Source organism: Micromonospora sp. NPDC006766, from assembly GCF_040636055.1.
GTDB lineage: Bacteria > Actinomycetota > Actinomycetes > Mycobacteriales > Micromonosporaceae > Micromonospora.
Genome location: NZ_JBEYIX010000003.1, coordinates 309,562 through 330,016, shown reverse-complemented (window position 1 = coordinate 330,016; position 20,455 = coordinate 309,562). Strand labels below are relative to the sequence as shown.

Annotated in this window: 28 protein-coding genes; all 28 read left to right on the top strand. The window is 68.5% G+C overall.

Annotated features, from left to right (window positions below; all coding sequences use genetic code 11):
* The first annotated feature begins 66 nt into the window (after positions 1-66).
* Positions 67-3,954: a DNA-directed RNA polymerase subunit beta' gene (locus ABZ671_RS07230; RefSeq protein ID WP_357852577.1), complete on the top strand. Its 3,888-nt coding sequence runs from the start codon at positions 67-69 to the stop codon at positions 3,952-3,954.
* Positions 3,955-4,062: 108 nt separating this feature from the next.
* On the top strand, positions 4,063-4,431 hold the full coding sequence (locus ABZ671_RS07225) for a hypothetical protein (RefSeq protein ID WP_357852574.1): 369 nt from the start codon (positions 4,063-4,065) through the stop codon (positions 4,429-4,431).
* Between the two features lie 616 nt (positions 4,432-5,047).
* Positions 5,048-5,419, top strand: a complete 372-nt coding sequence (locus ABZ671_RS07220; RefSeq protein ID WP_357852631.1) for a hypothetical protein — start codon at positions 5,048-5,050, stop codon at positions 5,417-5,419.
* 511 nt (positions 5,420-5,930) lie between these two features.
* Positions 5,931-6,305: a 30S ribosomal protein S12 gene (gene rpsL / locus ABZ671_RS07215; RefSeq protein ID WP_014440718.1), complete on the top strand. Its 375-nt coding sequence runs from the start codon at positions 5,931-5,933 to the stop codon at positions 6,303-6,305.
* Between the two features lies 1 nt (position 6,306).
* Complete coding sequence (gene rpsG / locus ABZ671_RS07210) at positions 6,307-6,777, top strand: 30S ribosomal protein S7 (RefSeq protein ID WP_013735957.1); 471 nt, start codon at positions 6,307-6,309, stop codon at positions 6,775-6,777.
* A 75-nt stretch (positions 6,778-6,852) separates the two neighbouring features.
* Positions 6,853-8,949 carry an elongation factor G gene (gene fusA, locus ABZ671_RS07205; RefSeq protein ID WP_357852571.1) on the top strand — a complete coding sequence of 699 codons (2,097 nt, stop codon included), beginning with the start codon at positions 6,853-6,855 and terminating at the stop codon, positions 8,947-8,949.
* A gap of 221 nt (positions 8,950-9,170) precedes the next feature.
* Positions 9,171-10,364, top strand: coding sequence for an elongation factor Tu (gene tuf / locus ABZ671_RS07200; RefSeq protein WP_357852567.1), 1,194 nt, complete (start codon positions 9,171-9,173; stop codon positions 10,362-10,364).
* Between the two features lie 354 nt (positions 10,365-10,718).
* Positions 10,719-11,027 (top strand): 30S ribosomal protein S10, encoded by a 309-nt coding sequence (rpsJ, locus tag ABZ671_RS07195; protein ID WP_007073037.1) that lies wholly within the window; start codon positions 10,719-10,721, stop codon positions 11,025-11,027.
* Positions 11,028-11,038: 11 nt separating this feature from the next.
* Positions 11,039-11,704 carry a 50S ribosomal protein L3 gene (gene rplC, locus ABZ671_RS07190; RefSeq protein WP_357852564.1) on the top strand — a complete coding sequence of 222 codons (666 nt, stop codon included), beginning with the start codon at positions 11,039-11,041 and terminating at the stop codon, positions 11,702-11,704.
* Positions 11,701-12,351: a 50S ribosomal protein L4 gene (gene rplD / locus ABZ671_RS07185; RefSeq protein WP_357852561.1), complete on the top strand. Its 651-nt coding sequence runs from the start codon at positions 11,701-11,703 to the stop codon at positions 12,349-12,351. The genes rplC and rplD overlap by 4 nt, the downstream gene beginning before the upstream one ends.
* Positions 12,348-12,650, top strand: a complete 303-nt coding sequence (gene rplW / locus ABZ671_RS07180; RefSeq protein WP_357852558.1) for a 50S ribosomal protein L23 — start codon at positions 12,348-12,350, stop codon at positions 12,648-12,650. Before rplD ends, rplW begins: the two co-directional genes overlap by 4 nt.
* 12 nt (positions 12,651-12,662) lie before the next feature.
* Complete coding sequence (gene rplB, locus ABZ671_RS07175; protein WP_357852555.1) at positions 12,663-13,502, top strand: 50S ribosomal protein L2; 840 nt, start codon at positions 12,663-12,665, stop codon at positions 13,500-13,502.
* A gap of 15 nt (positions 13,503-13,517) precedes the next feature.
* Positions 13,518-13,799, top strand: a complete 282-nt coding sequence (rpsS, locus tag ABZ671_RS07170) for a 30S ribosomal protein S19 (protein WP_091627706.1) — start codon at positions 13,518-13,520, stop codon at positions 13,797-13,799.
* 40 nt (positions 13,800-13,839) lie between these two features.
* Entirely contained in the window at positions 13,840-14,295 is a 456-nt protein-coding gene (gene rplV / locus ABZ671_RS07165; RefSeq protein ID WP_357852551.1) for a 50S ribosomal protein L22, read from the top strand.
* Positions 14,295-15,176, top strand: coding sequence for a 30S ribosomal protein S3 (gene rpsC / locus ABZ671_RS07160; protein ID WP_357541189.1), 882 nt, complete (start codon positions 14,295-14,297; stop codon positions 15,174-15,176). The genes rplV and rpsC overlap by 1 nt, the downstream gene beginning before the upstream one ends.
* 3 nt (positions 15,177-15,179) lie before the next feature.
* Positions 15,180-15,605 carry a 50S ribosomal protein L16 gene (rplP, locus tag ABZ671_RS07155; RefSeq protein ID WP_073834927.1) on the top strand — a complete coding sequence of 142 codons (426 nt, stop codon included), beginning with the start codon at positions 15,180-15,182 and terminating at the stop codon, positions 15,603-15,605.
* Positions 15,605-15,841: a 50S ribosomal protein L29 gene (rpmC, locus tag ABZ671_RS07150; protein WP_357852547.1), complete on the top strand. Its 237-nt coding sequence runs from the start codon at positions 15,605-15,607 to the stop codon at positions 15,839-15,841. Before rplP ends, rpmC begins: the two co-directional genes overlap by 1 nt.
* The gene (gene rpsQ, locus ABZ671_RS07145; RefSeq protein WP_357852544.1) at positions 15,838-16,116 is read left to right on the top strand and encodes a 30S ribosomal protein S17; all 279 of its coding nucleotides are present in this window, start codon (positions 15,838-15,840) and stop codon (positions 16,114-16,116) included. The genes rpmC and rpsQ overlap by 4 nt, the downstream gene beginning before the upstream one ends.
* Positions 16,117-16,217: 101 nt before the next feature.
* A complete protein-coding gene (rplN, locus tag ABZ671_RS07140) occupies positions 16,218-16,586 on the top strand; it encodes a 50S ribosomal protein L14 (RefSeq protein ID WP_007465279.1) in 369 nt (122 codons plus the stop codon).
* Positions 16,583-16,903, top strand: coding sequence for a 50S ribosomal protein L24 (rplX, locus tag ABZ671_RS07135; protein WP_181570334.1), 321 nt, complete (start codon positions 16,583-16,585; stop codon positions 16,901-16,903). Before rplN ends, rplX begins: the two co-directional genes overlap by 4 nt.
* Positions 16,903-17,472 (top strand): 50S ribosomal protein L5, encoded by a 570-nt coding sequence (rplE, locus tag ABZ671_RS07130; protein ID WP_357852539.1) that lies wholly within the window; start codon positions 16,903-16,905, stop codon positions 17,470-17,472. Before rplX ends, rplE begins: the two co-directional genes overlap by 1 nt.
* A 1-nt stretch (position 17,473) precedes the next feature.
* Complete coding sequence (locus ABZ671_RS07125; protein ID WP_007073023.1) at positions 17,474-17,659, top strand: type Z 30S ribosomal protein S14; 186 nt, start codon at positions 17,474-17,476, stop codon at positions 17,657-17,659.
* Positions 17,660-17,756: 97 nt separating this feature from the next.
* Positions 17,757-18,164: a 30S ribosomal protein S8 gene (gene rpsH / locus ABZ671_RS07120; RefSeq protein WP_013288624.1), complete on the top strand. Its 408-nt coding sequence runs from the start codon at positions 17,757-17,759 to the stop codon at positions 18,162-18,164.
* Between the two features lie 16 nt (positions 18,165-18,180).
* Complete coding sequence (gene rplF, locus ABZ671_RS07115) at positions 18,181-18,723, top strand: 50S ribosomal protein L6 (protein WP_302771506.1); 543 nt, start codon at positions 18,181-18,183, stop codon at positions 18,721-18,723.
* A complete protein-coding gene (gene rplR / locus ABZ671_RS07110) occupies positions 18,720-19,109 on the top strand; it encodes a 50S ribosomal protein L18 (RefSeq protein ID WP_357852536.1) in 390 nt (129 codons plus the stop codon). Before rplF ends, rplR begins: the two co-directional genes overlap by 4 nt.
* 33 nt (positions 19,110-19,142) lie before the next feature.
* Positions 19,143-19,757 (top strand): 30S ribosomal protein S5, encoded by a 615-nt coding sequence (gene rpsE / locus ABZ671_RS07105; RefSeq protein WP_357852533.1) that lies wholly within the window; start codon positions 19,143-19,145, stop codon positions 19,755-19,757.
* A complete protein-coding gene (rpmD, locus tag ABZ671_RS07100; protein WP_357541198.1) occupies positions 19,757-19,939 on the top strand; it encodes a 50S ribosomal protein L30 in 183 nt (60 codons plus the stop codon). The genes rpsE and rpmD overlap by 1 nt, the downstream gene beginning before the upstream one ends.
* Positions 19,939-20,382 carry a 50S ribosomal protein L15 gene (gene rplO / locus ABZ671_RS07095; protein ID WP_357852530.1) on the top strand — a complete coding sequence of 148 codons (444 nt, stop codon included), beginning with the start codon at positions 19,939-19,941 and terminating at the stop codon, positions 20,380-20,382. Before rpmD ends, rplO begins: the two co-directional genes overlap by 1 nt.
* Positions 20,383-20,455: the final 73 nt, after the last annotated feature.

Below are 20,455 nucleotides of genomic sequence, written 5' to 3'. Positions count from 1 at the left end.
CCGGCGACGCCGGCTCCCGACTCCGCCCGTTAGCTAAGCAGTACAGACGACGACATAGGGGACATAGTGCTCGACGTCAACTTCTTCGACGAGCTGCGCATCGGCCTCGCCACCGCTGACGACATCCGTCAGTGGTCCCACGGCGAGGTCAAGAAGCCCGAGACCATCAACTACCGCACCCTGAAGCCGGAGAAGGACGGGCTCTTCTGCGAGAAGATCTTCGGTCCGCAGCGGGACTGGGAGTGCTACTGCGGTAAGTACAAGCGGGTCCGCTTCAAGGGCATCATCTGCGAGCGCTGCGGTGTCGAGGTGACCCGCTCCAAGGTTCGCCGGGAGCGGATGGGTCACATCGAGCTGGCCGCTCCGGTGACCCACATCTGGTACTTCAAGGGCGTGCCGAGCCGGCTGGGCTACCTGCTGGACCTCGCCCCGAAGGACCTTGAGAAGATCATTTACTTCGCCTCGTACGTCGTGACGAGCGTGGACGCCGAGGCGCGTCACCGTGACCTCTCGACCATCGAGAACGAGATCCTGGCCGAGAAGCGGCAGTCCGAGAACAGCCGCGACTCGGAGATCGAGAAGCGGGCCGCCAAGCTCGAGGCCGACCTGGCCGAGCTGGAGGCCGAGGGCGCGAAGGCGGACGTCCGGCGCAAGGTCAAGGAGGGCGGAGAGCGCGAGATGCGCCAGATCCGCGACCGGGCCCAGCGCGAGATCGACCGCCTCGACGAGGTCCTCGACACCTTCCGCAAGCTCGAGCCGAAGCAGCTGGTCACCGACGAGCTGCTCTACCGCGAGCTGCGCGACCGCTTCGGCGAGTACTTCACCGGCAGCATGGGCGCCGAGGCCATCAAGGCGCTGGTCCAGAACATGGACCTCGACGCCGAGGCCGAGAGCCTGCGCGAGACCATCCGCTCCGGCAAGGGTCAGCGGAAGATCCGGGCGCTCAAGCGGCTGAAGGTCGTCGCGGCGTTCCAGAACACCCGCAACTCGCCGCTCGGCATGGTGCTGGACTGCGTTCCGGTCATCCCGCCGGACCTGCGTCCGATGGTGCAGCTGGACGGTGGCCGCTTCGCGACCTCCGACCTGAACGACCTGTACCGCCGGGTGATCAACCGGAACAACCGCCTCAAGCGGCTGATCGACCTCGGCGCGCCCGAGATCATCGTCAACAACGAGAAGCGGATGCTCCAGGAGGCCGTCGACGCGCTGTTCGACAACGGCCGCCGCGGCCGGCCGGTCACCGGCCCGGGCAACCGCCCGTTGAAGTCGCTCTCCGACATGCTCAAGGGCAAGCAGGGCCGGTTCCGCCAGAACCTGCTGGGCAAGCGCGTCGACTACTCGGGCCGTTCGGTCATCGTGGTCGGCCCGAAGCTCAAGCTGCACCAGTGTGGCCTGCCCAAGCAGATGGCGCTGGAGCTGTTCAAGCCGTTCGTGATGAAGCGGCTGGTTGACCTCAACCACGCGCAGAACATCAAGTCCGCCAAGCGGATGGTCGAGCGGCAGCGGCCGGTCGTGTGGGACGTGCTGGAAGAGGTCATCGGCGAGCACCCCGTTCTGCTGAACCGGGCGCCGACCCTGCACCGGCTGGGCATCCAGGCGTTCGAGCCGCAGCTGGTCGAGGGCAAGGCCATCCAGATCCACCCGCTGGTCTGCACCGCCTTCAACGCCGACTTCGACGGTGACCAGATGGCGGTCCACGTGCCGCTGTCCGCCGAGGCCCAGGCCGAGGCGCGGATCCTGATGCTGTCGTCGAACAACATCCTCAAGCCGGCCGACGGCAAGCCGGTCACCATGCCCACCCAGGACATGGTCATCGGTCTCTACCACCTCACCCACCTCACCCCGGGCAACAAGGGCGAGGGCCGGGCGTTCAGCTCGGACGCCGAGGCTCGGATGGCGTACGACAACGGCGAGCTGCACCTGCAGGCGCCGGTCAAGATCCGGCTGCGGGACGTCGTCGGGGTCGACAACGGCGCTGGCGCCGAGCCGTGGGTCGCGCCCGAGGGCTGGGTCGAGGGCGAGCCGGTGACGGTGGAGACCACCCTGGGTCGGGTCCTGTTCAACGAGACGCTGCCGCCGGGCTACCGCTTCGTGAACTACGAGATCCGCAAGGGCCAGCTCTCCGCGATCGTCAACGACCTCGCCGAGCGCTTCCCGAAGGTGGCCCTCGCGGCCACCCTGGACGGGCTCAAGGAGGCCGGTTTCCACTGGGCCACCTGGTCCGGCGTCACCATCGGCATGGAGGACGTCATCGCTCCGCCGCGCAAGCGGGAGATCCTGGAGCGGTACGAGAAGGAAGCCGACCGGATCGACAAGCAGTACCAGCGTGGTCTGATGACCGCCGAGGAGCGTCGCGGCGAGCTCATCGAGATCTGGACCAAGGCGACCAACGAGGTCGCCCGGGAGATGGACACCGCGCTGCCGCAGGAGAACCCGCTGTGGAAGATGATCAACTCGGGCGCCCGCGGTAACCTGCTCCAGCTCCGGCAGATCGCGGCGATCCGTGGTCTGGTGGCCAACCCGAAGGGTGAGATCATCCCGCGGCCCATCAAGGCCTCGTACCGGGAGGGTCTGTCCGTACTGGAGTACTTCATCTCCACGCACGGCGCCCGGAAGGGTCTCGCGGACACCGCCCTGCGTACCGCCGACTCGGGTTACCTGACCCGTCGTCTGGTGGACGTCTCGCAGGACGTCATCATCCGCGAGGAGGACTGCGGCACCGACCGGGCCATCCCGATGCAGATCGGCCAGCGGGTCGACGGCAAGCTGGTCGTGCACGAGCACGCCGAGACCAGCGTGCACGCCCGTACCCTGGCCGACGACATCAAGGCGCCGGACGGTGCCCTGGTGGCCGAGCGGGGTCAGGACGTCAACTCGATCCTGGTCGACCGGATCGTCGCGGCCGGCGTGGAGAACATCCGGGTGCGCAGCGTGCTCACCTGCGAGTCGAAGCTGGGCGTCTGCGGTGCGTGCTACGGCCGCTCGCTGCCGACCGGCAAGACCGTGGACGTCGGCGAGGCGGTCGGCATCATCGCCGCCCAGTCGATCGGTGAGCCGGGTACGCAGCTGACGATGCGTACCTTCCACACCGGTGGTGTCGCGGGTGAGGACATCACCCAGGGTCTGCCCCGGGTCCAGGAAATCTTCGAGGCCCGGATCCCGAAGGGCAAGGCGCCCATCGCCGACACCCCGGGCCGGATCCGGATCGAGGACGGCGAGCGGTCGCGGAAGATCATCGTGGTGCCGGACGACGGCAGCGACGAGATCGTCTACGACAAGATCTCCAAGCGGGTCCGGCTGCGGGCCCACGACGGCGACCACGTCGAGGTCGGCGAGAAGCTCACCGAGGGCACCATCGACCCGCACGAGCTGCTGCGCATCCTCGGCCCGCGCGCGGTCCAGGTCCACCTGACCCAGGAGGTCCAGGAGGTCTACCGCTCGCAGGGTGTGCTCATCCACGACAAGCACATCGAGATCATCATCCGTCAGATGCTGAAGCGGGTGACGGTCATCGACTCCGGCTCGACCGAGTTCCTGCCGGGCGTGCTGGTCGACCGGGCGCTCTTCGAGTCGGAGAACCGCCGACTCGTCTCCGAGGGCGGCGAGCCCGCCGCGGGTCGCCCGGTGCTGATGGGTATCACCAAGGCCTCGCTGGCCACCGACTCCTGGCTCTCGGCGGCCTCCTTCCAGGAGACCACCCGGGTGCTGACCGACGCGGCGATCCACGCCCGCAGCGACTCGCTGATCGGTCTCAAGGAGAACGTGATCATCGGTAAGCTCATCCCGGCCGGTACGGGCATCAGCAAGTACCGCAACATCCGGGTCGAGCCGACCGAGGAGGCGAAGGCCAAGGTCTACTCGATGACCGGCTACCCGGAGACCGACTACGGCTTCGGGCCGGCCAGCGGCCAGGCGGTGCCGCTGGACGACTTCGACTTCGGGTCGTACCGCTAAGCACCAGCAACGACGAGGCCCCCGGCACCCCGCCGGGGGCCTCGTCGCGTTACCGGCGTGGCCGAAACCGTCGCTGGGGCCGGGCGAGGCCCGGGCATGATGGTGGGCATGACGACCGTGCCCGGGCAGATGCCCGCCGCCGAGCAGGGGCCGCGCCATCCGCTCGACCCCGAGCCGGTTCGCTCGACCAAAGCCCGCGCGGTCTTCGCCCTGGGGCTGATCGGGGCATGCACCGGGCTCTTCGTCGGCGGCGTGGTGCCGTCGACCATCGCGCTGCGGCTCGCCCGGCAGGCCCGGCGGGAGGCGTACGCCTCGGGTGGCTACCTGACCGGCGCGGACTGGCTGCGGCGCGGGGAGCGGCTGGCCTGGACGGGCCTGTTCCTGGTCGCGGTCGCGGTGGTCGCGGCCGTGGTGATCGGGGTGGTCCGGCTCGCTGACGCGCCCTTCGGGCACGACTACCCCCCGAACGTCGACTGATCGGGCGGGGGAGGCCGGCCGCGCCCGGCCCGCCTCTCGCGACCCTGACGGTAGCCTGGCCCGTGTCCGCCGCGCGGCGGACGAGCCACGTCGACAGGAGGCGCTCGTGACGGAGTCGGCCCCGCCGCCGGGAGACGACCCGACCCGGTCCGTCACCGGCCCGGACCCCGCCGGGGCGACGCCGGGCAGCGACCCGGCCAGTCCGTGGGCCGCACCGGGAGCCGGGTCCTCGGGGTCCACGCCGCCGGGGGCCTGGCCGCCCGCTGGGTCGTACCCGCCGCTTCGGTCCTCGGCACCGCCTCCTCCCGGTGTCCCGCCGCACTACGTCGGGTACCCCGTGCCAACCGGGCTCGGGGTGCCTCCTCCCGGATCGCCGCCGCCGACGCCCGGTGGGTGGGCGCCGCCCGGGACGTACCCGGGCAACCAGCCGACGCCCGGTGGGTGGGCGCCGCCCGGGACGTACCCGGGCAACCAGCCGACGCTTGGCGGCGGGTGGGCGACGCCGGGGGGTGTGCCGGTGGGCGGCGGTTGGGCCCCGGCGCCGCCGGCGGCCAGCGCCCGACCGGTGCCGCCGCCCCCGCGTGAGGCCCTGCGCCCGCCGAGGCGGGTCGATCCGGTGCCCGGCACCCCGTTCGGCGTGGTTCACCTCGAGGTGCCCCCGGTGACCTCGGGCCTCGCCGTCGGGTCGCTGGTGAGCGGGATCGCCTCGATCCTGGTCTCGCTGCTGGTCTTTTGCTTCGGCATCGCCGGGCCGAGGTACGGAGGTGCCTGGGCCGCCGGGGCGTTCACGGTGCTCGGCGGGCTCGCCGGCGGTGCCGCGATCGTGGCCGGGTCGCTGGCCCGCCGGCAGATCCGCCGGCCGGCGCCGCCGCCGGCGGTCCGCTTCGCCGGGCGCGGCCTGGCCGTGTCGGGCCTCAGTTGCGGGGGAGTCGGGCTGCTGTTCAGCCTGGTCGGGCTTGCGTTGGCGCTGCTGTTGCAGATCAGGTGATCCGCGTCACCTTCCTTCGCTCCGGGGTGACCAGGAGCGCGCCGGGCCCGGAGGCTGGGCGGAAGCGGGGCCGCCGGGCCCCCGAGTGGTGAAGCCGGTACACTGGTCGCCGTAGGTGCCCATCAGGGGCGGGTAGACATGACGTGATCGGCCGGTGGTTCCCCCGGGCCGCTCCGTTTTGACCTGCGCGGCTGTGGTAGGTACTCTTTCCGCCTGTGCCCGGGCAAGCCCGGGCAATGCGCGCGTGCGCTGGAGCCGGTCAGCCGGTGATCGCGCGTCGGCGTGCCCATAGCCCCAAGATCCGACACTCGGAGCGTCGCGTGCCGGTGACAAAGACCGGTACGACGTGCGAGCGGCGCGCCGGGACACCGTGATTCGGGCGACACGCCCGACCGCGGGTGCTGGGACCTCCGTCAGGCGGTCCTGGCTGGAATGTAGGAGAGCCGCCCATCAGGTCGGCTAGAGCAGACGGCGCGGTCGCTTCGCGGCGGCCGAAGGGAGCAGGAACCCGGTGCCCACGATTCAGCAGCTGGTCCGCAAGGGCCGGCAGGCAAAGACGAGTAAGACCAAGACCCCGGCGCTGAAGGGTTCCCCTCAGCGGCGCGGCGTGTGCACCCGCGTGTACACCACCACCCCGAAGAAGCCGAACTCGGCGCTGCGCAAGGTCGCTCGTGTCAAGCTCAGCAGCCAGATCGAGGTGACCGCGTACATCCCGGGTGTCGGCCACAACCTGCAGGAGCACTCGATCGTGCTCGTCCGCGGCGGCCGGGTGAAGGACCTCCCCGGCGTGCGGTACAAGATCGTCCGCGGTTCGCTGGACACCCAGGGTGTCCGCAACCGCAAGCAGGCGCGCAGCCGCTACGGCGCGAAGAAGGAGAAGAGCTGACATGCCGCGTAAGGGACCCGCTCCGCGGAAGCCGCTGGTCGCTGACCCGGTGTACAACTCGCCGCTGGTCACCCAGCTGGTGAACAAGATCCTGCTGCGTGGCAAGCGTCAGCTCGCCGAGCGCATCGTCTACGCCGCGCTCGAAGGCTGCCGGGAGAAGTCCGGCACCGACCCGGTCGTCACCCTGAAGCGGGCGATGGACAACGTCAAGCCGACCCTCGAGGTGCGCAGCCGCCGCGTCGGTGGCGCCACCTACCAGGTTCCGGTCGAGGTCCGGCCGGCCCGGGCGACCACCCTCGGTCTGCGCTGGCTGGTCACCTACTCCCGCGCCCGGCGCGAGAAGACCATGGTCGAGCGGCTGATGAACGAGCTGTTGGACGCGAGCAACGGCCTCGGCGCCGCCGTCAAGCGGCGCGAGGACACGCACAAGATGGCCGAGTCCAACAAGGCCTTCGCGCACTACCGCTGGTAACACCCTGGTTCCGGCGCCCACGAGGCGCCGGAACCGCCACCAGTTGTGTCGGGACGACGATAAGTAGGGATTGAAGTGGCCGCCGCAGACGCGCTCGCCAACACACGCAACATCGGCATCATGGCGCACATCGATGCTGGTAAGACCACCACCACCGAGCGGATCCTGTTCTACACCGGCATCACGTACAAGATCGGCGAAACCCACGAGGGTGCCGCGGTCATGGACTGGATGGAGCAGGAGCAGGAGCGCGGTATCACCATCACTTCCGCCGCCACCAAGTGCGAGTGGAAGGGCCACACGATCCAGATCATCGACACGCCCGGCCACGTCGACTTCACGGTCGAGGTCGAGCGGTCGCTGCGGGTGCTGGACGGTGCGGTCGCGGTGTACGACGGCGTCGCCGGCGTGGAGCCGCAGACGGAGAACGTCTGGCGTCAGGCGGACAAGTACAACGTCCCGCGGATGTGCTTCGTCAACAAGATGGACCGGACCGGTGCCGACTTCTTCCGCGCCGTGCAGATGATGATCGACCGGCTCAACGCCACTCCGCTGGTGCTCCAGATTCCGATCGGGGCCGAGGCCGACTTCGTTGGTGTCGTCGACCTGATCGGCATGCGGGCCCTCACCTGGCGCGGGGAGACCCAGAAGGGTGAGGACTACGCGGTCGAGGAGATCCCGGCCGACCTGGCCGACACCGCCGCCGAGTGGCGGGAGAAGCTGTTCGAGACCCTGGCCGACGTCGACGACGCGGTGATGGAGAAGTACCTCGAGGGCGAGGAGATCTCCGTCGAGGAGATCCACGCCGCCATCCGCCGCGCCACCATCGCGGGCAAGGCCAACCCGGTGTTCTGTGGGACCGCGTTCAAGAACAAGGGCATCCAGCCGATGCTCGACGCGGTCGTCGCCTACCTGCCGTCGCCGCTGGACGTCCCGGCGATCGAGGGCACCGCGACCGACGGCGAGACTCCGATGCAGCGGAAGCCGTCGACCTCGGAGCCGTTCTCGGGCCTGGCCTTCAAGATCCAGACCGACAAGCACCTGGGCAAGCTGACCTACGTCCGGGTCTACTCCGGCGTGGTCGAGTCCGGCACGCAGGTGGTCAACTCCACCAAGGACCGCAAGGAGCGGGTCGGCAAGATCTACCAGATGCACGCCAACAAGCGGGAGGAGCGCAGCTCCGCCAAGGCTGGCGACATCATTGCGGTGCAGGGTTTGAAGCAGACCACCACCGGTGACACCCTGTGCGACCCGGCGAACCCGGTCATCCTGGAGTCGATGACCTTCCCGGAGCCGGTCATCGAGGTCGCCATCGAGCCGAAGACCAAGGCCGACCAGGAGAAGCTCAGCACCGCCATCCAGCGGCTGGCCGAGGAGGACCCGACCTTCCGCGTCAAGCTGGACGAGGAGACCGGCCAGACGGTCATCTCCGGCATGGGCGAGCTCCACCTGGACATCCTGGTCGACCGGATGCGCCGCGAGTTCAACGTCGAGGCCAACATCGGTAAGCCGCAGGTGGCGTACCGCGAGACCATCCGCCGCAAGGTGGAGAAGGTCGAGTACACCCACAAGAAGCAGACCGGTGGTTCCGGCCAGTACGCCCGCGTGATCGTGAGCATCGAGCCGCTGCCGCTGGACAACGACTCGCCGACGTACGAGTTCGCGAACGCCGTCACCGGTGGCCGTATCCCCCGGGAGTTCATCCCGTCGGTGGACGCGGGCGCCCAGGACGCCATGCAGTACGGCATCCTCGCCGGCTTCCCGCTGGTGGGTGTCAAGCTGACGCTGCTCGACGGCCAGTACCACGAGGTCGACTCGTCGGAAATGGCATTCAAGATCGCCGGCTCGATGGTGATGAAGGAGGCGGCCCGCAAGGCCGATCCCGCGCTGCTCGAGCCGATGATGGCCGTTGAGGTCACCACTCCTGAGGAGAACATGGGTGACGTCATCGGCGACCTCAACTCCCGCCGTGGCATCATCCAGGCGATGGAGGAGCGCGGCGGTGCCCGCGTCGTCCGCGCCCTGGTGCCGCTGTCGGAGATGTTCGGCTACGTCGGCGACCTGCGGTCGAAGACCCAGGGCCGGGCTAGCTACAGCATGCAGTTCGACTCCTACGCCGAGGTTCCGGCCTCGGTGGCCAAGGAGATCATCGCCAAGGCGACTGGTGAGTGACGCTCGCCTGAGCTGATCTGATGAGCCGGGGCCGGCCGCGGGAGGTTTCCCGCCCGCGGCCACCTCGGTCGGGTTGTGTGAATCCGGGCCTGTAGGCTTCATCGCCGCAGAACCCACAAAAGCTCTCCGGCCGCCAGGCCGGAAAGGCTGTCGACAGAGTCCTAAGCGCCGACCCGGCGCACCGGGGCGAACGAACCAAGAAAGTCCACAGGAGGACACCAGTGGCGAAGGCGAAGTTCGAGCGGACTAAGCCGCACGTCAACATCGGCACCATTGGTCACATCGACCACGGTAAGACGACGCTGACGGCGGCCATCACCAAGGTCCTGCACGACCGTTACCCGGACCTGAACCCGTACACGCCGTTCGACCAGATCGACAACGCGCCGGAGGAGAAGGCGCGTGGTATCACGATCTCGATCTCGCACGTCGAGTACCAGACCGAGAACCGGCACTACGCGCACGTCGACTGCCCCGGTCACGCCGACTACATCAAGAACATGATCACCGGTGCCGCCCAGATGGACGGCGCGATCCTGGTGGTGGCGGCGACCGACGGCCCGATGCCGCAGACCCGCGAGCACGTGCTGCTGGCCCGCCAGGTCGGCGTGCCGTACATCGTCGTGGCGCTCAACAAGAGCGACATGGTCGACGACGAGGAGCTCCTGGAGCTCGTCGAGCTCGAGGTGCGTGAGCTGCTCTCCTCGCAGGAGTACCCGGGTGACGACCTGCCGGTCGTGCGGGTCTCGGCGCTGAAGGCCCTCGAGGGCGACCCGGAGTGGACCGAGCGTCTGCTCGATCTGATGAGCGCCGTCGACACCGCGATCCCGCAGCCGGAGCGCGAGACCGAGAAGCCGTTCCTCATGCCCATTGAGGATGTCTTCACGATCACCGGTCGTGGCACCGTGGTCACCGGTCGCGCGGAGCGTGGCATCCTCAAGCCGAACGAGGAGGTGGAGATCGTCGGCATCCGCGAGAAGTCGATGAAGACCACCTGCACCGGCATCGAGATGTTCCGCAAGCTGCTGGACGAGGCCCGGGCCGGTGAGAACGTCGGTCTGCTCCTGCGCGGTATCAAGCGCGAGGACGTCGAGCGCGGCATGGTCGTTATCAAGCCGGGCACCACGACCCCGCACACGGAGTTCGAGGCGACGGTCTACATCCTCTCCAAGGAGGAGGGTGGCCGCCACACCCCGTTCTTCCAGAACTACCGTCCGCAGTTCTACTTCCGGACCACGGACGTCACCGGCGTCGTCACGCTGCCCGAGGGCACCGAGATGGTCATGCCGGGCGACAACACCACGATGTCCGTGAAGCTGATCCAGCCCATCGCGATGGAGGAGAACCTCAAGTTCGCGATTCGGGAGGGTGGCCGTACGGTCGGCGCGGGTCGCGTCACCAAGATCATCAAGTGAGCTGGGTAACCCCGATTAGCGTGGCCGCCGGTCGTGCGGCATACTAGTCAGGTTGCGTAACGACGGTCAGTCGCCTGCGTCCGGTGCATGCTGGACCTCCGGGTGACCGACAGTCTCGCGTGGGGTGGTTGATTGCCCATGGCGGTCAACCACCCTCGCGTGGCGCTCAGGTCGCGGTAACGCGATCGGCGCCATGACCCACCGCGTGGTCGGAGTACCGCTTCGGAGTTCCGGGGCGGAGCCCGGCCCACGGGCGCGACACGCCCGACCGCGGGGGTCGGCGGAAGTGGGCCTGTGCCAGCCGGTGCAGGCGCCCGCAACACAGCGGCATCGAGAGAAGGAACAGAAGCCACCATGGCGGGACAGAAGATCCGCATCCGGCTCAAGGCCTATGACCACGAGGTCGTCGACTCCTCGGCTCGGAAGATCGTCGAGACGGTGACGCGTACCGGGGCGCAGGTCGCTGGCCCGGTGCCGCTGCCCACGGAGATCAACCGTTTCTGCGTTATCCGCTCGCCGCACAAGTACAAGGACTCGCGCGAGCACTTCGAGATGCGTACGCACAAGCGTCTGATCGACATCATCGACCCGACCCCGAAGACGGTCGACTCGCTCATGCGCCTCGACCTGCCGGCTGGCGTCGACATCGAGATCAAGCTGTAGGGACCGGACAAATGGACAGGCAAGTCAAGGGGATCCTGGGCGCAAAGCTCGGCATGACCCAGGTCTGGGACAACAACCGTGTTGTTCCGGTGACCGTGGTTCAGGCCGGCCCGTGCGTCGTGAGCCAGGTTCGTAGCGCCGAGAAGGACGGTTACTCCGCGGTCCAGCTGGCGTACGGGGCCATCAACCCGCGCAAGGTCAAGAAGCCGCTCGCCGGGCACTACGCCAAGGCGGACGTCGCGCCGCGTCGGCACATCGTCGAGCTGCGCACCTCCGACGCCGCGGACTACTCGCCCGGCCAGGAGGTCACGGTCGAGGAGTTCCCGGCCGGCGTCACCATCGACGTCACCGGCAAGACCAAGGGCAAGGGCTTCGCCGGCGCAATGAAGCGGCACGGCTTCCACGGTCTGCGTGCCAGCCACGGTGTCGAGCGCAAGCACCGCTCGCCGGGCTCCATCGGCGGCTGCGCGACCCCGGGTCGCGTCTTCAAGGGCACTCGGATGGCTGGTCGGATGGGTGGCGTGCGCTACACCGTCCAGAACCTGACCGTCCAGGCGATCGACACCGAGAACAACCTCCTGCTCGTCCGTGGCGCCATTCCCGGCCCCAAGGGCGCGCTGGTCCTGGTCCGCACCGCGGCCAAGACCAAGGCGAAGAAGGGCGGTGTGGCCAAGTGACCACCGTTGACGTCCTCAGCGTTGAAGGCGCCAAGAGCGGCTCCGTCGAGCTGCCGGCCGACATCTTCGACGCCCAGGCCAACATCGCACTGATGCACCAGGTCGTGGTGGCTCAGCTCGCGGCGGCTCGGCAGGGCACGCACAAGACCAAGACCCGCGGCGAGGTCTCCGGTGGAGGCAAGAAGCCGTACAAGCAGAAGGGCACCGGTCGTGCCCGCCAGGGCTCGACCCGCGCGCCGCAGTTCGCCGGCGGTGGCGTGGTCCACGGCCCGGTGCCGCGCGACTACAGCCAGCGCACCCCGAAGAAGATGAAGGCCGCCGCCCTGCGTGGCGCCCTCTCCGACCGGGCCCGCGCCGGCCAGGTGCACGTCGTCGAGGGCTTCGTCTCCGGCGAGAAGCCGTCGACGAAGGCCGCGCTGGCCACGCTGGCGAAGCTGACCGACGCCCGTCGCGTCCTGGTCGTGCTGAGCAGCACCGACGAGCTGAACTGGGTGTCGCTGCGCAACGAGCCGCGGGTGCACCTGATCGAGGCCGGCCAGCTCAACACGTACGACGTGCTGGTGGCCGACGACGTGGTCTTCACCAAGGAGGCCCTGGACGAGTTCCTGGGCGTTCCCGCCGAGACCACCGAGGAGGGTGGCAAGTGAGCACGATCGCCGATCCGCGCGACATCATCGTCGCGCCGGTCGTCTCGGAGAAGAGCTACAGCGAGCTGAACCGCAACTGGTACACCTTCCTGGTGCACCCGGACGCGAACAAGACCGCGATCAAGATCGCCATCCAGCAGATCTTCAACGTCCGCGTCCTGACGGTCAACACGCTCAACCGTGAGGGCAAGCGCAAGCGCACCAAGACCGGCTTCGGTCAGCGCAAGGCCACCAAGCGGGCGATCGTGAAGCTGGCTGACGGTGACCGTATCGAGGCCTTCGGCGGCCCGGTCAGCTGAGGGGTGTAGACAATGGCTATCCGTAAGTACAAGCCGACGACGCCGGGCCGGCGTGGCTCGAGCGTCGCCGACTTCGCCGAGATCACCCGGTCGACGCCCGAGAAGTCGCTGCTGGCTCCGCTGCCGAAGAAGGGTGGTCGCAACGCCCACGGCCGGATCACCGCGCGGCACCAGGGTGGCGGCCACAAGCGCCAGTACCGTCTGATCGACTTCAAGCGGGTCGACAAGGACGGCGTGCCGGCGAAGGTCGCTCACATCGAGTACGACCCGAACCGCACCGCGCGGATCGCGCTGCTGCACTACGCCGACGGCGAGAAGCGCTACATCCTCGCGCCGAAGGACCTGAAGCAGGGCGACGCGGTGGAGTCCGGCCCGGGCGCTGACATCAAGCCGGGCAACAACCTGCCGCTGCGCAACATCCCGGTCGGTACCACCATCCACAACGTGGAGCTGCGCCCGGGCGGCGGCGCCAAGCTGGCCCGTTCGGCCGGCGTCGGCATCCAGCTGCTTGGCCGGGAGGGCGCGTACGCGACTCTCCGCATGCCGTCCGGCGAGATTCGGCGGGTCGACGTGCGGTGCCGCGCCAGCATCGGCGAGATCGGCAACGCCGACCAGTCGAACATCAACTGGGGTAAGGCCGGCCGGATGCGGTGGAAGGGCAAGCGCCCGACCGTCCGTGGTGTCGCGATGAACCCGGTCGACCACCCGCACGGTGGTGGTGAGGGTAAGACCTCCGGCGGTCGCCACCCGGTCAACCCGCAGGGTAAGCCCGAGGGCCGCACCCGTCGTAAGGGCCAGCCGAGCGACCGGCTGATCGTCCGCCGCCGCTACGCCACCCGCAAGCGCGGCTAACAGGAGAGCTGACAGATGCCTCGCAGCCTGAAGAAGGGCCCGTTCGTCGACGACCACCTGCTCAAGAAGGTGGAGACGCAGAACGACAAGGGCTCGAAGAACGTCATCAAGACCTGGTCGCGGCGCTCGACGATCATCCCCGACATGCTCGGGCACACGATCGCCGTGCACGACGGACGGAAGCACGTCCCGGTGTTCGTGACCGAGGCCATGGTCGGGCACAAGCTCGGCGAGTTCGCGCTGACCCGCACGTTCAAGGGTCACGAGAAGGACGACCGGAAGAGCCGCCGGCGCTGACGCCGCGGGCATACGGATAGAGGAACAAGGGGTTACAGCGATGCCAGGAAAGGGCGACGCTCCGGTGCTTCCGGGCGCGCGGGCGGTTGCGCGGCACGTGCGCATCTCGCCGATGAAGGCGCGCCGGGTGGTCAACCTCGTCCGCGGCCTGCCCGCGAAGGAGGCGCTCACGGTGCTGCAGTTCGCGCCGCAGGCTGCGAGCGAGCAGGTGTACAAGGTGCTCGCGAGCGCGATCGCCAACGCGGAGAACAACGAGCGGCTGGACCCCGATGCGCTGCTCGTCAGCGAGGCGTTCGTCGACGAGGGCCCGACGATGAAGCGGTTCCAGCCGCGGGCGCAGGGCCGGGCGTACCGGATCCGCAAGCGGACCTGCCACATCACCATGGTGGTCGAGGCGGTGGCGCCGGCCGCGCCGAAGAAGTCGGCGAAGAAGGCCGCTCCGGCCAAGCAGGCCGAGGCCGCCGAGGGGCAGAGTAAGACGGAGGGTGCCGAGTAATGGGTCAGAAGGTTCACCCCACTGGGTTCCGGCTCGGCATCTCGACCGACTGGAAGTCCCGCTGGTTCGCGGACAAGCTCTACAAGGACTACATCGGCGAGGATGTCAAGATCCGCCGGATGATGTCCAAGGGCCTGGAGCGCGCCGGCATCTCCAAGGTCGACATCGAGCGCACCCGGGACCGGGTCCGCGTCGACATCCACACCGCCCGGCCGGGCATCGTCATCGGCCGTAAGGGTGCGGAGGCCGACCGGATCCGGGGCGAGCTGGAGAAGCTCACCGGCAAGCAGGTTCAGCTGAACATCATCGAGGTGAAGAACCCCGAGTCGGACGCGCAGCTGGTCGCCCAGGGCGTCGCCGAGCAGCTGTCCAGCCGGGTCAGCTTCCGTCGGGCCATGCGCAAGGCGATGCAGTCCGCGATGAAGAACCCGGTCTGCAAGGGCATCCGGGTGCAGGTCTCGGGCCGTCTCGGTGGCGCCGAGATGAGCCGGACCGAGTTCTACCGCGAGGGCCGGGTTCCGCTGCACACGCTGCGGGCCAACATCGAGTACGGCTTCTTCGAGGCCCGTACCACCTTCGGCCGGATCGGCGTGAAGGTCTGGATCTACAAGGGCGACGCCGTCCCGGGTCGGGAGGCCCCGGCCGAGGCCGGTCCGTCCCGCCCGCGCCGTGACCGTGGTGACCGGCCCGAGCGGCCGCGCCGTGGCCGGTCGGGTTCGTCCGGCACGACCGCCGGTGGCACCGAGGCCGGCCGGGCGGCGACTACCGTCGCGCAGCAGGCCGAGACGCCGAGCGGCGAGCCGGTGGACGCCGGCGCTGTCGCCGCGACCGCGTCCGCCCCGGCCGCCACTCAGCCGGCAGAAACGCAGCAGGAGGGCTGACAGATGCTGATGCCGCGCAAGCCCCCGAAGGGCTTCCGCAAGCCGCACCACCCGGACCGCCACGGCGCGTCCAAGGGCGGCAACCGGGTGGTGTTCGGCGAGTTCGGGATCCAGGCTCTCGAGCCGGCGTACGTGACCAACCGCCAGATCGAGTCGGCGCGTATCGCGATGACCCGCCACATCAAGCGTGGTGGCAAGGTCTGGATCACGATTTTCCCGGACCAGGCTCTCACCAAGAAGCCGGCGGAAACCCGGATGGGTTCCGGTAAGGGCTCGCCCGAGTGGTGGGTCGCCAATGTCAAGCCGGGGCGGGTTCTCTTCGAGATGTCGTTCCCGAACGAGCAGATCGCGCGAGAGGCGATGCGTCGCGCGATCCACAAGCTCCCGATGAAGTGCCGCATTGTTACGCGCGAAGTGGGTGAATCCTGATGGCAGCGGGCGTCAATGCCTCCGAGCTGCGTGAGCTCTCCGAGGAGGAGCTGGTCACGAAGCTGCGCGAGGCGAAGGCGGAGCTGTTCAACCTCCGCGTGCAGGCCGCAACCGGGCAGCTGGACAACAACCGGCGGCTGCAGGTCATCCGTCGGGAGATCGCCCGGATCTACACGATCATGCGTGAGCGTGAGCTGGGTCTCTCGGCCGCGCCGACTGAGGTGACTGCATCATGAGTGAGAACACCACCGCCGCCACCGCGCGGGCCCGCCGCAAGGTGCGTGAGGGCCTCGTGGTCAGCGACAAGATGGACAAGACCGTCGTGGTCGAGGTCGAGGACCGGGTCAAGCACGCGCTGTACGGCAAGATCATGCGTCGTACCAGCAAGCTGAAGGTGCACGACGAGCAGAACTCGGCCGGTATCGGCGACCGGGTCCTGATCATGGAGACCCGGCCGCTGTCCGCCACCAAGCGGTGGCGGCTCGTGGAAATCCTCGAGAAGGCCAAGTAGCGAAGGCTCGAGCTCGGCCGGTATCGGTCGGGCGCAGGTTCCGCCAGGCTCCGGCCGCCCCGTCAAGGCGGCCGGAGAACCGGCAGACATAGGAGATAGACGTGATTCAGCAAGAGTCGCGACTGCGCGTCGCCGACAACACGGGTGCCCGGGAGATTCTGTGCATCCGCGTTCTCGGTGGCTCCGGTCGGCGCTACGCGAGCATCGGCGACGTCATCGTGGCCACGGTCAAGGACGCGATCCCCGGTGCCGGTGTGAAGAAGGGCGACGTCGTCAAGGCGGTCGTCGTTCGTACCGCCAAGGAGAGGCGGCGCCCGGACGGCTCGTACATCCGCTTCGACGAGAACGCCGCCGTCATCATCAAGGACGGTGGGGACCCGCGCGGTACCCGTATCTTCGGCCCGGTTGGTCGGGAGCTGCGGGACAAGCGGTTCATGAAGATCATTTCTCTCGCGCCGGAGGTGTTGTGACCGTGAAGGTCAAGAAGGGCGACACGGTCGTCGTCATCGCCGGCAAGGACAAGGGTGCCAAGGGCAAGGTCATCGCGGCCTACCCGCGGCAGGACAAGGTCCTCGTCGAGGGCGTGAACCGGGTCAAGAAGCACACCCGCATCAGCACCACCCAGCGTGGCGCCAAGACCGGTGGCATCGTCACCCAGGAGGCTCCGATCCACGTCTCGAACGTGATGGTCATGGACTCCGACGGCAAGCCGACCCGCGTCGGTTACCGGATCGACGACAACGGCCAGAAGGTCCGCATCGCGCGTAGCACCGGTAAGGACCTGTGATGACCACGGCTACCGAAACCAAGACCATGCCGCGCCTCAAGGAGCGGTACCGCAGCGAGATCGCGGCCGAACTGCAGAAGCAGTACAGCTACGGCAACCCGATGCAGGTGCCGCGGCTGGTCAAGATCGTCGTCAACATGGGTGTAGGCGAGGCCGCCCGGGACGCCAAGCTGATCGACGGCGCGGTCCGCGACCTGGCCACGATCACCGGCCAGAAGCCGCAGGTGCGGCGGGCGACCAAGTCCATCGCGCAGTTCAAGCTCCGTGAGGGCATGCCGATCGGCGCGAAGGTCACCCTCCGCGGCGACCGCATGTGGGAGTTCCTGGACCGGCTGCTGTCTATCGCGCTGCCGCGTATCCGCGACTTCCGCGGGCTGGACGGGCGCAAGCTCGACGGGCACGGCAACTACACGTTCGGTCTGACCGAGCAGTCGGTGTTCCACGAGATCGACCAGGACAAGATCGATCGCCAGCGGGGCATGGACATCACGGTGGTCACGACCGCCACGACCGACGACGAGGGCCGGGCGCTGCTGAAGCTCCTGGGCTTCCCGTTCAAGGAGAACTGAGATGGCCAAGAAGGCGCTGATCCTCAAGGCGGCCGCGAAGCCGAAGTTCTCGGTTCGCGCGTACACCCGCTGCCAGCGGTGCGGGCGTCCGAAGGCGGTCTACCGCAAGTTCGGCCTCTGCCGGGTGTGCATCCGGGAGATGGCCCACCGCGGTGAGCTGCCCGGTGTGTCCAAGGCTTCCTGGTAACTAGCCCGGCGCGCGTCGCGCGTCAGCTGGACTGTCTCTTCGCCGGAGGCCCCGGGCCCGGCCCGGGGAACCGCGGCGAGAAAGGTTGACGAATTTCATGACGATGACCGACCCGATCGCAGACATGCTCACGCGTCTGCGTAACGCCAACCAGGCGTACCACGACCGGGTGACGATGCCCTACTCGAAGATCAAGGCGAACATCGCCGAGGTCCTCAAGGCCGAGGGTTACATCGCCACCTGGTCGGTCGAGGAGCCCGAGGAGGGCGCCGTCGGCAAGCGACTGGTCGTCGAGCTGAAGTACGGCCAGAACCGGGAGCGGAGCCTGGCCGGCATCAAGCGCGTGTCCAAGCCCGGTCTCCGGGTTTACGCCAAGTCGGACGGGCTCCCGCGGGTGCTCGGCGGGCTGGGCGTGGCGATCATTTCGACGTCCCAGGGGCTGCTCACCGACCGGCAGGCCCGCAAGCGGAGCGTTGGCGGGGAAGTCCTCGCCTTCGTCTGGTAACGGGAGACAGGTAGAAATGTCGCGTATTGGACGTAAGTCGATCCCGGTGCCAGCCGGCGTCGACATCACGATCGACGGCCAGACCGTCAAGGTCAAGGGGCCCAAGGGCGAGTTGAGCCACGTGCTGGCCGAGCCGATCACGGCGGAGCGGGGCGAGGACGGCGAGCTGCACGTCAACCGGCCCAACGACGAGCGCAAGGCCAAGGAGCTGCACGGCCTGAGCCGTACGCTGGTGGCCAACATGATCGTCGGCGTGACCGAGGGCTACCGCAAGAGCCTCGAGATCGCCGGTACCGGTTACCGGGTTACCGCCAAGGGCAAGGACCTGGAGTTCGCGCTCGGGTTCTCGCACCCGGTCCTCGTGCCGGCGCCGGACGGCATCACCTTCACGGTGGAGAAGCCGACGCTGTTCCACGTGGCCGGCATCGACAAGCAGCAGGTCGGCGAGGTTGCCGCCAACATCCGGAAGATCCGGCCGCCGGAGCCCTACAAGGGCAAGGGCGTGAAGTACCAGGGCGAGGTCATCCGCCGCAAGGCTGGAAAGGCAGGTAAGAAGTGAGCGCCACGCTGCTCAAGCGCCGCCGCGGCGTCGCCGCCAAGCGTGCCGTCGGGCGTGCGCGTCGGCACTTCCGGGTCCGCAAGAACGTCAGCGGCACCTCCGAGCGTCCCCGCCTGGTGGTCACCCGTTCGCTGCGGCACATCGTCGCCCAGATCGTGGACGACACCAAGGGGCACACCCTGGCGTCGGCCTCGACCATGGACGCGTCGCTGCGTGGCACCGAGGGCGACAAGAGCGCCCTGGCCGGCAAGGTCGGCGCCCTGCTCGCCGAGCGGGCCAAGGCCGCCGGCGTCTCGAAGGTCGTCTTCGACCGCGGTGGCAACCGGTACGCGGGGCGGGTCGCCGCGCTTGCCGACGCCGCCCGCGAAGCCGGGCTCGAGTTCTAGAAACCCCGTCACGAGAGAGAAGGAAGGCTGCTGATGCCAGGTCAACAGCGCCGTGGCGGCGGGTCCGGTGGCAACGAGGGTGGTCGCCGCGACAACCGCCGTGAGGGCGGCCGCGGAAACGCGCCCGTCGAGAAGACCCCGCACCTTGAGCGGGTCGTCGCGATCAACCGCGTCGCCAAGGTCGTGAAGGGTGGTCGTCGCTTCAGCTTCACCGCCCTGGTGATCGTGGGCGACGGCGACGGCACCGTCGGCGTGGGCTACGGAAAGGCCAAGGAGGTGCCCGCGGCGATCGCCAAGGGTGTCGAGGAGGCCAAGAAGCACTTCTTCAAGGTGCCGCGGATCGGTTCCTCGATCCCGCACCCGGTGCAGGGCGAGGAGGCGGCCGGCGTGGTGCTGCTCAAGCCGGCCTCGGCCGGTACGGGTGTCATCGCCGGTGGTCCGGTGCGTGCCGTCCTGGAGTGCGCGGGTATTCACGACGTGCTCTCCAAGAGCCTCGGCTCGTCCAACCCGATCAACATCGTGCACGCCACGGTGGCGGCTCTGAAGGCGCTCGAGTCGCCGGAGGCGGTCGCGGCCCGTCGTGGTCTGCCGGTCGAGGACGTCGCGCCGGCCGCCATGCTGGCGTCGCGGGCGGGGGTGGCTTCCTGATGGCACGCCTGAAGGTCACCCAGCTCCGGTCCGACATCGGGGCCAAGAAGAACCAGCGTGACTCGCTGCGTTCGCTCGGTCTCAAGCGGATCAACGACGTGGTGGTCAAGGAGGACCGGCCGGAGATTCGCGGCATGATCTTCGCGGTTAACCACCTCGTGAAGGTCGAGGAGGTCGAGTAATGACGATCAAGGTCCACCACCTGCGTCCGGCGCCGGGAGCCAAGACCGAGAAGACCCGTGTGGGTCGCGGTGAGGGCTCCAAGGGCAAGACCGCCGGTCGCGGTACCAAGGGTTCCAAGGCCCGGAAGAACATCTCGCCGGCGTTCGAGGGTGGGCAGATGCCCATCCACATGCGCCTGCCGAAGATGAAGGGCTTCAAGAACAAGTTCAAGGTCGTCTTCCAGGTGGTCAACCTGGACCGGCTCGCTGAACTCTTCCCGAACGGCGGCCAGGTCGGCCCGATCGAACTGGTCGAGGCCGGCGCGGTCCGCAAGGGCCAGCCGATCAAGGTGCTCGGCACCGGCGACCTCGGCGGGGTGTCTCTCCAGGTTTCGGCGCACGCGTTCAGCGCCTCTGCCAAGGAGAAGATCACCGCCGCCGGTGGCACCGTCACCGAGCTGTAGGGCATGATCCGTGGCGCCCGCCCAGTTGTCCGCGACTGGGCGGGCGCCACGGTCTCCCCGGCGAAATGTGCGC